Raw genomic sequence first — 12,181 nt, forward strand, 5'->3', positions numbered from 1 at the left:
TTATGGCAGTACAGCAAAATCGTAAAACCCGCGCTAAGCGTGGTATGCGTCGTTCACATGATGCTCTCACAGGCGCAACTTTGTCTGTCGATTCTACATCAGGTGAAACGCACCGTCGTCACCACGTGACGGCTGATGGTTTTTACAAAGGCAAAAAAGTCGTAGGCAACTAAGCTCGATTTTATGTCAGTACTAACCATTGCGTTAGATTCAATGGGGGGAGATCATGGTCCCCCCATTATTATTTCTGGAGCAATAAAAGCGCTCCACCAACACTCGCATCTCTTTCTTATCTTGTGCGGCGACGCACACCTTATCAACCGTGAACTCAAAGAAGTCCAAACAGCAATTTGTCAGCGAATTAAAGTCGTGCATTGCCAAGATGTGGTTACCATGGAGGATAAACCGTCGACCGCTTTGCGTCGCAAAAAAGACTCTTCCATGCGTCGAGCGATTGAGCTAGTCGCCTCAGGTGAAGCCGATGCTTGCGTCAGTGCAGGTAATACTGGGGCTTTGTTTGCTCTTGCAGCGGTGTTACTCAAAACTTTACCCGGTATTGACCGTCCAGCACTGGTTTCGCATTTGCCTTGCCAGTCAGAGCAATCAGTATGGTTATTGGACTTGGGCGCGAATATCAGTAACTCAGACACTACCTTAGTACAAAATGCCGTCATGGGCTCAGTGCTTGCGCAAACCGTTGGTCATTTAGGTGCTAAGCGGGGTAATTTTGCCCCTAAAGTCGCCTTGTTGAACGTAGGTGAAGAACATACCAAAGGTCACGAAAGCATCCAAAAAGCCGCTAACAGGCTGAGACAATTAAATAAAATTAATTTCATTGGTTATCTGGAAGCCAATGACATTTTAAGTGGTAAAGCTGACGTCATCGTCACTGACGGTTTTACTGGAAATGTGGCGTTAAAAGCAAGTGAAGGCATTTACACCTTTCTGCGAGCGGAGATTTATCGTATTACTTGCAGCAGTTTATGGATGAAATTGCTGGCTATGTTATGTATTCCGATCCTCAAAAAACTATACAAAAAGATCAAGCCCGACCAGTATAACGGCGCGAGTTTGATAGGATTAGCAGGTATTGTGGTAAAAAGTCATGGCAACGCGAATGCAAACGCGGTAGCTTCTGCAATAACTCAAGCAGTACATGAAGTCGAGCAAGACATTCCACACAAAATAAAAACAACAATCGCCAACATATTGCTGGAGTAATACCCAATTATGTATTCAAAAATCATTGGCACGGGAAGCTATTTCCCCAGTGAGGTTCGCAGCAACGCCGACCTGGAACTTATGGTCGATACCTCAGATCAATGGATCACCGATCGCACTGGTATTAAAGAACGTCGTATTATTGGGCCAGATGAGACGGCTGGTACAATGGGTGCTGAAGCGGCTCGGTCAGCCTTCGAATATAATCAAATTGATCCTAAATCAATGGATATGATCGTGTGTGCCACAACGTCTGGGAAGACGGCTTTGCCCAGCACGGCATGCGAAATTCAACGTATTCTAGAGTTAGATGGTATTCCTGCGTTTGATGTGGCTGCAGCATGTGCCGGATTTTGTTATGCGCTCAGTGTTGCCGACCAATACATCAAGTCAGGTATGGCAAAGCGTATTTTGGTCATTGGCACAGACTGCTTGTCACGACTGGTCGACCCTAAAGATCGCTCTATGGTGATCTTATTCGGTGATGGCGCAGGCGCTACCATTATTGAAGCCTCTGAAGAACCGGGGATTTTATCCACCCATATTCATGCCGCCGGTTCCTATTCTGATTTATTGTATGTAGGGAATCCGACTCGTGGTGATGAAGCCTCCGTTCATGAAAATTGGGGGGTGATGAAAGGCAATGAAGTCTTCAAAATGGCGGTAACTAAGCTAAGTGAAGTGGTTGAGCAAACTCTTGCAGCGAATAATTTGGACAAATCCGACATTGATTGGTTAGTACCACATCAAGCTAACTTTCGCATTATCAACGCCATTGCCAAAAAGCTGAATATGTCACTTGAACAAGTTGTTATCACGCTCGAGTATTACGGAAATACGTCGGCCGCAACCGTTCCTACTGCTTTGGATACCGCTATTCGTGATGGTCGTATCCAACGTGGACAAAACTTATTGCTTGAAGCATTTGGCGGCGGATTCGCTTGGGCTTCTGCGTTAATTAAATATTAGTTCGAAAGGAATTTTTATGAGTAAAACCATTGCGATGGTCTTTCCTGGCCAAGGCTCTCAAGCGGTTGGTATGCTTGCAGAACTTGCCGAATACACGCCTATTATTACCGATACGTTTGCTGAGGCATCAGATGCCCTAGGTTATGATTTGTGGCAAGTAGTGAGCACCGATCCAAACAGCCAATTAAATCAAACAGAAGTCACGCAACCAGCATTATTAACAGCCTCGGTTGCGGTCTATCGAAGCTTGCAAGAATTAACTGATTTAACCGCTCATGCTTTGGCCGGTCATAGTCTGGGTGAGTATTCGGCCTTAACGTGTGCTGGCGTATTTTCGCTTGCGGATGCGGTGCAGCTGGTGCGTGCTCGTGGTCAATACATGCAAGCTGCAGTACCAGCAGGTGTAGGCGCTATGTACGCTATTATTGGTTTGGATGATGCCACGATTGAGCAAATCTGTGCGGATGTTGCGCAACAATCGGATGCAGTGGTGTCAGCTGTCAATTATAACTCCCCGGGTCAGGTGGTGATTGCCGGACATAAAGACGCTGTTGCTCAGGCCGGTGCTTTGTGTAAAGAGGCGGGTGCTAAGCGAGCATTGCCTCTTCCTGTTTCTGTTCCTTCTCATTGTGCCCTTATGCAGCCAGCAGCAGAGCAACTTGCCATACTGCTAGACGATATTGAGATGGCTAATCCGGTGCTTCCAGTGATCAATAACGTGGATGTTAAAGTGAATTTTGAAGCCGCAGCAATTCGCGATGCATTGGTACGTCAGTTGTATCGTCCAGTACAGTGGACGAAAACCGTTGAGTCGTTGTCAGCTCAAGGGATTACTACTGTACTAGAAGTTGGCCCAGGTAAAGTATTAACGGGCTTGAATAAACGCATTGTTAAGACGTTGGACTGTAGCAGCATTAATGCTCCAGAACATTTAGAAGTAGGATAAAAACATGTCAGATAAAAAAATTGCGTTAGTGACTGGTGCTTCACGTGGTATTGGTAAAGCCACCGCACTAGCACTCACCGAACAAGGGTATTTTGTGGTGGGTACGGCAACGAGTGAGAATGGAGCCGCTACTATTTCTGAGTATTTAGGTGAAAATGGTGCAGGCCGTGCACTGAATGTGACTGAAGAGGGGGCAATTGATGCATTAGTCGGTGAGGTCAGCACCACGTTTGGTCCGATTGCTATATTAATTAATAACGCTGGGATTACTCGCGATAACCTTCTCATGAGAATGAAAGACTCAGAATGGGATGACATAATTCAAACCAATCTCAGTGCTATTTTTAAACTGTCAAAAGCGGTTTTGCGTGGAATGATGAAACAGCGTTTTGGCAGAATTATTAATGTTGGTTCTGTCGTAGGGTCGACCGGTAATCCTGGTCAAGCGAACTATGCGGCGGCTAAAGCTGGCGTTATTGGTTTTTCTAAATCCATGGCTCGTGAAGTGGCATCTCGTGGAATTACCGTCAATGTCGTTGCGCCTGGGTTCATCGATACGGATATGACTAAGGTGCTCACCGACGAACAAAAAGCAGAAATATTCAAAGATATCCCTGCAAATCGCTTAGGCCAACCTGAAGAAATTGCTGCGGCTGTCGCTTTTTTGGCCACTGAATCGGCTGCTTACATTACGGGGGAAACCTTGCATGTAAACGGCGGTATGCACATGGGTTAAGGTTTTCTTGTAGTTTTACAACTTCTTGGCTATTATTGAGCCTTGAGGTGGTTTGACCACGAAGTTATAGCCAATCAAAACTTGCTAATATCACATTTGCAACCTAGAATACGTTAGATTTTTTTTCCAAAGAACAATTAGGGAATGTACAAAATGAGTAATATCGAAGAACGCGTCAAAAAAATTATCATTGAACAGCTTGGCGTTAAAGAAGAAGAAGTGAAATCTGAAGCGGCATTTGTTGATGACTTAGGCGCTGATTCTTTAGACACAGTTGAATTAGTAATGGCTCTTGAAGAAGAATTCGATACTGAAATCCCAGACGAAGAAGCTGAAAAGATCACGACTGTTCAATCTGCAATTGATTACATCAACGCGAACAGCGACGCATAATTTTATTTATGTGTGACTAAACGGCTCTTAACGGGCCGTTTTTTGTTTCTATTACAATAAATATATTTGCTTTAGGAGAATGTGATGGCAAAACGCAGAGTTGTCGTTACGGGTCTTGGGTTAATTACCCCAGTTGGTAATGACGTTGCTAGTACATGGCAGAACATCAAATCAGGCGTGTCAGGGGTAGGTCAAATTACCCATTTTGACGCAAGTGAGTACGGCACTAAGTTTGCAGCAGAAGTTAAAGATTTTGATGCAACACAGTACATCGATAAAAAAGAAACCAAAAAGATGGATCGCTTCATCCAGCTAGGAATTGCCGCAGGTATGCAGGCATTGGATGATAGTAAGCTTACGATTACTCCAGAAAACGCCGCTCGGGTCGGGGTTGCGATTGGTTCTGGCATCGGGGGCTTACCTCTGATTGAAGAAAACCATCATAAATTGATCAACTCTGGTCCACGTCGAGTGTCACCCTTTTTTGTCCCTTCGACCATTACCAATATGGTATCCGGCTTTTTATCCATCATGCGTGGTCTGAAAGGGCCCAACCTGAATGTAGTTACGGCCTGTACGACAGGTGTTCACAACATTGGCATTGGGGCGCGTGCCATCGCTTATGGTGATGCAGATGTCATGGTTGCCGGTGGTGCAGAATCGACGATTACTCCTTTAGCGATTGCAGGTTTTGGTTCAGCTAGAGCGCTGTCTACGCAAAATGATCGTCCACAACAAGCATCTCGTCCGTGGGATGACGAGCGTGACGGTTTTGTCATGGGTGAGGGGGCTGGTGTTATGGTGCTCGAGGAGTATGAGCATGCTGTTGCCCGAGGCGCTACGATTTATGCTGAGCTATCTGGTTTTGGTATGTCAGGCGATGCGTATCATATGACATCTCCTCCAGCTGACGGTGAAGGTGCGGCGGCGGCAATGCAAAATGCAATCAACGATGCAGCGGTTATTCCAGCACAAATTGGTTACATCAATGCCCATGGTACCTCTACGCCGGCCGGTGATATTGCAGAGATAAGTGCAGTGAAAAGTATTTTTGGCGATGCAGCGAAGGACGTCAAAGTATCTTCTACTAAATCCATGATCGGTCATTTATTAGGCGCTGCTGGTTCTGTTGAAGCTATTTTCACGGTGTTAGCATTGCGCGAACAAATTGCGCCTCCAACTATTAACCTGGATAACCCAAGCGAAGGTTGTGACTTAAATTTGGTGCCTCATGAAGCACAAGCTATGGACACAGAATACGCCTTGTGTAACTCTTTTGGTTTTGGTGGCACGAATGGTTCTTTGTTATTTAAAAAAGCGTAATTATTCGTAATTTGATGAAAACGTCATTGTTATTGAGCAATGACGTTTTTTTATGTCTTTTTTATGCGTATGATAGAGCAACTGTAGTAATGTGTGTCTGTTATGCAAATAATCCGTGACGCGATGTCTTTGAGCTCTAATCGAAACTTTAATTATGGCGATGGCTGTTTTACCACCATGCGCGTGGAATCCGGCCGTGTTGAATTTTTATCGTCTCATCTTACACGCTTGCAACATGATTCTGCTAAATTGATGATTACGCAGATAGATTGGTCAGAAGTAATGCAAGTAATCGAAGATATGGCCAAAAAAATGCAAGCGGGCGTCTTAAAGGTCTTGATTTGTCGTGGTGAAGGTGGGCGAGGCTACGATCCCAAAGGGGTAAATGAACCCTTGGTGTACTGTTCGAGTTATCCAATGCCAACCCTTAATACCCAACCTTTATCCGTAGCTATCGCACAAGGCTATCTCAGTACGCAACCTATGCTAGCAGGCAGTAAGCACTGCAATCGCTTAGAAAACGTGTTATTTAAACAGCAAGCAAACCACTTAGGTGTGGATGATGTAATTTGTTTGGATCAGAAGCACAACGTGGTTGAAGCTACGAGTGCTAATATTTTGTGGTATTTTGATGACCGGTGGCATATTCCGCATATTGAAAATGCTGGCGTAGCGGGTATTTTGCGAGCGCAGTTAATCGAGTCATTTCAATTATATGATGTGCCATTTGTGGTCGGAGATTATGGTGTCATTGATTTAGCTAAGGCCGATACGGTCGTCTTATGTAATTGTGTGCGTCACCTGCAAGTCGTTAATGAACTTCGCTTACCGATAAATAACACCCAAAATATGGCCAGTATGTCCGAAGAGGACAATATTATTTTTGCTAATTCTAAATTTCAAAGTTTGCAGCAGCATTGGCAGATTTATCTTAGTCAATTGACGCAGTGGTAGCTTATGAAGTCATTTTTAGTTGGGTTGTGTATATTATGTATCGTGTTCTGTGTCAGTTTTGGTGTTGCTTTTACTTCGATATCTTCTGATAAAGTAAAGGTGAGTGAGGTGAAAATCATCACTATTTCTCCTGGAGCAACCGTCTCCCAAGTCATGAGTCAGTTACGAAACTCACCTTTACACTTGTTGGACAAAATATGGCTAAGGCTTCATCCCGAATTCCAAAATATTAAAGCCGGTGCTTATGAAGTTGATCCGTCAATGACGTTGAGTCAAGCACTAAACAAGATTGTTGATGGTAACGTCCTGACCCACAGTGTGACCTTGGTAGAGGGACAAACGTTGCGTGAATGGTTAATGCAGCTAGCTAATGCTCCAGGCTTGGTGATGGATGTGTCATATGATCAAATCGCATGGCGTTATTATGATGAGGATAAAGAGTACCTTGAGGGCTTTTTATTACCGAATACGTATCAGTACAATCACGGTAGCCGGGTGTCTGATTTATTAAAAAGAGCTGAAGCTGCTCAAGCAATCTTGATAGAAGAGCTCTTATCTAAGGCATCTCTACCACCAGAAATCAAAAATGCAGAAGATTGGGTCATACTCGCTTCGATTATTGAAAAAGAAACGGGGCTAGCTGAAGAACGAGAGCGCATCGCAGGTGTATTTTTGAACAGGCTGCGCTTAGGCATGAGATTACAAACAGATCCCACTGTAATTTATGGTATCGGGCCTAACTTTAATGGCAATATTACGCGTCGTGATTTAAAAACCAAAACCAGCCATAATACTTATCGCATTGATGGTTTACCCCCGACACCCATCGCTGCACCGAGTGAAGCGAGTTTAACAGCCGTTCTTTATCCTGACGAGACTGACGATTTGTATTTTGTGGCCAAAGGAGATGGTAGTCATCATTTTTCGAAATCATTGGCAGAACACAATGCAGCTGTGAGAAAATACCAATTAAACAAATAAACGAAGCAAAGTGACTAAGATGCGTGGACAATTTATTGTGGTTGAAGGTCTAGAAGGCGCTGGCAAGAGTACGGTCATTGATACGATCTCTCAAGTACTGCATGAAGCAGGTAAATCCGTTGTGCGGACACGAGAGCCGGGTGGCACACCATTAGCAGAAGCACTTCGTGATTGCGTTAAAAAAGAGTGGTCAGAATCAGTAACCACCACCACTGAATTATGCTTGATGTACGCGGCTCGTTCGCAGCTACTCGAAAATGTCATTACGCCAGCTTTAGCACGAGGGCAGTGGATATTAGCCGATCGTCACGACTGGTCATCCGTTGCTTATCAAGGGGGAGGACGCCAGATCCCAATGGATGAGATTGATAGTTTGCGCAATATCACCCTCAAAGGCGTGAAACCTGACTTTACCATTTTGTTAGATATTGATCCTGAAATTGGCTTAAAACGCGCAAGTCAACGTGGCGAGTTAGATCGAATTGAACAATCTGGATTACTTTTCTTTGCACGTACCAGACAGAAGTACCTTGAACTAGCGGCTGCTCATTCTGATAGTTCTGTTGTGATTGATGCCAGTCAAAGTATCGATGAGGTAAGACAAGACGTCCTCCAAGCATTGCATCATTATCTTGGTACAGAGAAGGACATTGATAAAATATGATTTTTCCTTGGTATGAACCTGAATTGGCGCAACTGGCATCACGTCTAGAGCGTCAGACTCTCCATCATGCTCCGTTAATACTTGGCCCCAACGGTTTAGGAAAAAGTGAGTTTGCCGAAGCACTCTGCGAACTGATACTTTGCCACAGACCGGTTGCAGGTCAACCTTGTGGTAAGTGTCAGAGTTGTCAGCTAATCCAAGCACAGACGCATCCTGACAAACATCACATTACAACTGATAATCTATCTATTGGTGTTGACAGTATTCGCCAAGGAATTGATAGGCTTCAGGGCAGTGCGCAGCTTTCCCAAAATAAAGTATTGTTGCTCACTGATGGCCAGCGTATGACAACGGCTGCGGCAAACGCTTTACTCAAAACCTTAGAAGAACCGACCAATAATACCTATATCATTATGACGGCAATCAGCGCTCACAGTTTGTTACCTACGGTATTAAGTCGATGCGAGAAGCAGGTGTTGGCCCTGCCAGAGCCCAAGAAGATACAGAATTGGTTGCGTGATGAATATCGAATCGACATGTCGTTAGAAGAAATATCAGCTTATCGCGCTTTACCTAAGTTGTGTCTAGCTGCTCACTCAGAAGATGCTGTGACTTACGCTATGTTTATTGAGGCGTTGCAGAGCTTGAATTCTTCTGGTTCAGTTCTGAGTATGGCACAAAAATGGGAAGCCCATGTCCAAGATTGTTTGATCTGGCTCCAACAATGGTGTCGACAAGCCCCATCATCCAAACAGTACAAGAGTATTTATGACCTATCAGTACAGTTGATGCAAGAGGCTCAGCATCCAGGTGTTAACAAATCCATGTTGTTATACAAAATTTTAAACCGTGTAAAAGAGGTCTTATCGTGACGTTTGTAGATTCTCATTGTCATCTCGATAAAATTGATGAAAACAATCCAGACGCCATCGCCAATTACGTAGCCAATGCGCATTCTCGTAATGTTGAACATATGTTGTGTGTCGCTGTAAATGTGGCTGAATTTGATCGCATGTATGAGCAAGTGTCAGGCTTTAACAATGTTTCTGTGTCGTGTGGTGTTCATCCTTGTTACGATGAAGACGTTGTGCCAATTGAGACATTACGTGCATATGCTAACCGTGAACAGGTGGTTGCGATAGGTGAAACCGGTCTAGATTATTATCATACTCAAGATACGATTGCGGTACAGAAGCAAAGTTTTATTGACCATATTCACGTAGCGCTTGAAGTGGATAAGCCCTTAATCGTGCATACTCGCAACGCTCGCAAAGACACTATTGCTATACTTAAAGAGCATGGCAAAGGAAAGGTGCGAGGCGTACTACACTGTTTTACCGAAGATCTGGCGATGGCTGAAGCGGCTATTGAGCTAGGCTTCTACATCAGTTTTTCTGGAATTGTCACCTTTAAATCGGCAAAAGAGTTACAGCAGGTGGCCAAATCCATCCCATTAGAGCGTATGCTGATTGAAACAGATTCCCCATGGTTAGCGCCTGTACCTTATCGAGGTAAAACGAACCAGCCAGCGTATGTTGTAGAAGTTGCTGAGTGTATTGCTGAGCTTAGGGGGGTGCCCGTTGCGCACATCGCAGAGCAAACGACGGCGAATTTTTATCGGTTATTTGACTCGGTAAAAATGAGCTAAGGATTGCACAGGCATGATATGGAAACAACGTCTTGCTCGCTCTTTGCATCTATCGAGAAGCAAACCTGATAGCCGTTATCTTCAACTTGCTACATATTGCGAGGCACTTGGTGTACAAAACCGTACGATTGTGTTTCGTGGTTTTAATGATGCGGATACGCAATTGTATTTCGTAACTGAAAAAGATTGCGATAAAGTCCGCTCATTACAGAGTCAACCTCAAGCCGAGATTGCTTGGTATTTTGCTAAAACTAGAGAGCAGTATCGGTTGCGTGTTGAGTGCCAGTTGGTAGGAGATGATGCCGATATAAACGACGCACAGTGTCGGCAACAAATTTGGCAAGAGCTTTCAGTGTCTGCGCGTGAGTCCTTTAAACCAGCTAACGACAGACCTCCTGCTAACTTTATCGTTTCGGTATGTACGATTACACAGGTGGACTACTTGTATCTAGGCCAGTCACATGAGCGGTATCTATACCAACCTTGTACATCCTGGCAAGAGCAGTCGATTCCGGTGTAAGTTGACTAAATCAATCATCTGATGTCTCTTACCAAGGTCCGTATACTACATTATTTGTTTTGGTTTGTGGTGCTTTGGTCAAGTGTACTAAATTCACTCGCTTATTTTTGCACAGCATGGTTAGGTTAAACAGCTCAGAGGCAGTAAAAGAGTGTTGTTCTATGTACAGGGTATCGACTTGTTGTTGAGATACGATCTTTACGCAATAATCAAACACCATGTCTTTTGCAGGTTTCTGGATACGAATGCCATGGGTTTGTGTATCACTAAAGCGCAACGTATCAGACAATAAATAATTCCACTTACGAGCCACTTTGCCAGTTTTTAATGAACTAGAAACGTTAGCAAGTATTTGCGGAGCAAAGTCTGTTGTATTAATGTGTTGTGTGTGCAGTGACATCTCTATACCTATACTGGTTAAATAAACAGTATAGGTATATTAGTACTGTGTTTTTATACAGTCAAATGTTTTTTTACTTGGTACCAAATAAATTGTGGTGCATTTTAAAAGCATACTCGTCAGTCATACCGGCAAGATAGTCAACGATTGCCCGTTTTTCCAAGCCTATTTCACGGTTTTTCAGCCATCTGCGGTAAGTGTTCGTCGGCAGTAATCGTTCGGGATCAGACTGAAAAGCTTGAAATAATTCAATGACAATTTGCTGCCCTCGATACTCTGCGATTTGCACATCTGTCGTTTGAATAACGTGTTTCCAAACAAATCCTTTGAAACTCAACAGGTCCTGTTTATCCGCATCGGGCAGTACCGCTTGAAAATCAAGTAAAGGGGTTTTGAAGCGTTCTTGGCGAGTGATTTCGATAGCGGTTATGAAATTATTTACAATGGCACCAATGGCATTTTTACGACGATAACTCTCTTCGGAAAACAGCTCTTTTGCTAGAGTGTTAATGCGTTCGGATAAACGCGTGTTGTTGCGTTGTATGGGGGTAACGACTTCTTCCATAAATTGTGCAATATGAACTTTATGTAACACGATAGCGTCTTCCAAATCATGGATCCCATATGCTATATCATCAGCAAGTTCCATGACGGAACAATCAAAACTTTTATACAGTGTTTTACTATGTGCATTAGGAATTTCACAGAAATCCATGAATGTCTGAGCATCATCTTGGTCAATACCAGATAGCAACCATTCAAATACGTTTGCATCACACTGATACAGTCCTTTTGGTGGGATATAGTTTCGGGCAATAATTTCTCTGATGCTGCTAGCCTGACAATCAGGGTAGGGTGCACTTAGATTATCAAGATAATTTGGGTATTTAATCAGACCCAGTAAAGTACGTCTTGACAGATTCATACCATTGGCTTTGGTATAGGGTTCGAGAGCCGAAACGATGCGAAAGGTTTGTCCATTTCCTTCAAAACCACCGTTGTCTTTTAAAACATAATTTAATGCAATTTCGCCACCATGGCCAAATGGCGGATGACCGATATCATGCGCCATACATATGGTTTCGATTAAATCGCTGTCCAAAGACAACATCTTTGACTGTGTTGGAAATTTAGAATTGAGTTGTTCGGTGATCCCTGCACCAATTTGAGCCGCCTCAAGTGAATGAGTCAGACGAGTGCGATAAAAATCATTAACCCCGATACCGTGTATTTGTGTCTTGGCTTGCAAGCGACGAAATGCAGCTGAGTGCATTACTCTTGCTTTATCGCGCTGAGCCGCACTGCGGTGGTCGCCGTCCCTTAAATCGGTTCTCGGTTGAAAACGTTGTTCCCAAATTTGGTGAGTCATTCCTTAAATCCTTCTCATAAAAAAGGGCAATGCGCTCACATTACCCTTTAACTTGGT

The 12,181-nt window shown here is 43.8% G+C and carries 15 protein-coding genes; 13 read left to right on the forward strand and 2 right to left on the reverse strand.

The genetic code is table 11. The annotated features are described in order from the left end of the window. The first annotated feature begins 2 nt into the window (after positions 1–2). The 13 genes from rpmF to NLG07_RS08180 all read left to right on the forward strand — a co-directional run bounded on the left by rpmF (position 3) and on the right by NLG07_RS08180 (position 10,355). Positions 3–173: a 50S ribosomal protein L32 gene (rpmF, locus tag NLG07_RS08120; RefSeq protein ID WP_254854967.1), complete on the forward strand. Its 171-nt coding sequence runs from the start codon at positions 3–5 to the stop codon at positions 171–173. A 10-nt stretch (positions 174–183) separates the two neighbouring features. Continuing rightward, positions 184–1,221: a phosphate acyltransferase PlsX gene (gene plsX, locus NLG07_RS08125; RefSeq protein ID WP_254854968.1), complete on the forward strand. Its 1,038-nt coding sequence runs from the start codon at positions 184–186 to the stop codon at positions 1,219–1,221. Between the two features lie 9 nt (positions 1,222–1,230). Further along, positions 1,231–2,190, forward strand: a complete 960-nt coding sequence (locus tag NLG07_RS08130) for a beta-ketoacyl-ACP synthase III (protein ID WP_254854969.1) — start codon at positions 1,231–1,233, stop codon at positions 2,188–2,190. A 16-nt stretch (positions 2,191–2,206) separates the two neighbouring features. After that, positions 2,207–3,136, forward strand: coding sequence for an ACP S-malonyltransferase (fabD, locus tag NLG07_RS08135; RefSeq protein ID WP_254854970.1), 930 nt, complete (start codon positions 2,207–2,209; stop codon positions 3,134–3,136). Positions 3,137–3,140: 4 nt separating this feature from the next. Next, positions 3,141–3,872, forward strand: coding sequence for a 3-oxoacyl-ACP reductase FabG (gene fabG / locus NLG07_RS08140; protein ID WP_254854971.1), 732 nt, complete (start codon positions 3,141–3,143; stop codon positions 3,870–3,872). 153 nt (positions 3,873–4,025) lie between these two features. Further along, a complete protein-coding gene (gene acpP, locus NLG07_RS08145; protein ID WP_254854972.1) occupies positions 4,026–4,265 on the forward strand; it encodes an acyl carrier protein in 240 nt (79 codons plus the stop codon). Positions 4,266–4,349: 84 nt separating this feature from the next. Beyond that, on the forward strand, positions 4,350–5,588 hold the full coding sequence (fabF, locus tag NLG07_RS08150) for a beta-ketoacyl-ACP synthase II (RefSeq protein ID WP_254854973.1): 1,239 nt from the start codon (positions 4,350–4,352) through the stop codon (positions 5,586–5,588). Positions 5,589–5,690: 102 nt separating this feature from the next. After that, positions 5,691–6,542, forward strand: a complete 852-nt coding sequence (gene pabC / locus NLG07_RS08155; RefSeq protein ID WP_254854974.1) for an aminodeoxychorismate lyase — start codon at positions 5,691–5,693, stop codon at positions 6,540–6,542. A gap of 3 nt (positions 6,543–6,545) precedes the next feature. Beyond that, positions 6,546–7,523 carry an endolytic transglycosylase MltG gene (mltG, locus tag NLG07_RS08160; protein ID WP_254854975.1) on the forward strand — a complete coding sequence of 326 codons (978 nt, stop codon included), beginning with the start codon at positions 6,546–6,548 and terminating at the stop codon, positions 7,521–7,523. Positions 7,524–7,542: 19 nt separating this feature from the next. Continuing rightward, positions 7,543–8,187, forward strand: coding sequence for a dTMP kinase (gene tmk, locus NLG07_RS08165; RefSeq protein WP_254854976.1), 645 nt, complete (start codon positions 7,543–7,545; stop codon positions 8,185–8,187). Then, positions 8,184–9,059: a DNA polymerase III subunit delta' gene (locus NLG07_RS08170; protein ID WP_254854977.1), complete on the forward strand. Its 876-nt coding sequence runs from the start codon at positions 8,184–8,186 to the stop codon at positions 9,057–9,059. Before tmk ends, NLG07_RS08170 begins: the two co-directional genes overlap by 4 nt. Continuing rightward, on the forward strand, positions 9,056–9,835 hold the full coding sequence (locus NLG07_RS08175; protein ID WP_254854978.1) for a TatD family hydrolase: 780 nt from the start codon (positions 9,056–9,058) through the stop codon (positions 9,833–9,835). The genes NLG07_RS08170 and NLG07_RS08175 overlap by 4 nt, the downstream gene beginning before the upstream one ends. Before the next feature lie 13 nt (positions 9,836–9,848). Continuing rightward, positions 9,849–10,355 carry a pyridoxamine 5'-phosphate oxidase family protein gene (locus tag NLG07_RS08180; protein WP_254854979.1) on the forward strand — a complete coding sequence of 169 codons (507 nt, stop codon included), beginning with the start codon at positions 9,849–9,851 and terminating at the stop codon, positions 10,353–10,355. A 28-nt stretch (positions 10,356–10,383) separates the two neighbouring features. Here NLG07_RS08180 and NLG07_RS08185 read toward each other — a convergent pair whose 3' ends face one another. Together NLG07_RS08185 and NLG07_RS08190 are read right to left on the reverse strand one after the other, a co-directional pair. Beyond that, on the reverse strand, positions 10,384–10,755 hold the full coding sequence (locus tag NLG07_RS08185) for a hypothetical protein (RefSeq protein ID WP_254854980.1): 372 nt from the start codon (positions 10,753–10,755) through the stop codon (positions 10,384–10,386). A gap of 73 nt (positions 10,756–10,828) precedes the next feature. Next, positions 10,829–12,124: an anti-phage deoxyguanosine triphosphatase gene (locus NLG07_RS08190; RefSeq protein WP_254854981.1), complete on the reverse strand. Its 1,296-nt coding sequence runs from the start codon at positions 12,122–12,124 to the stop codon at positions 10,829–10,831. Positions 12,125–12,181 lie beyond the last annotated feature (57 nt).

This window comes from Alteromonas sp. LMIT006, assembly GCF_024300645.1.
Lineage (GTDB): Bacteria > Pseudomonadota > Gammaproteobacteria > Enterobacterales > Alteromonadaceae > Opacimonas > Opacimonas immobilis.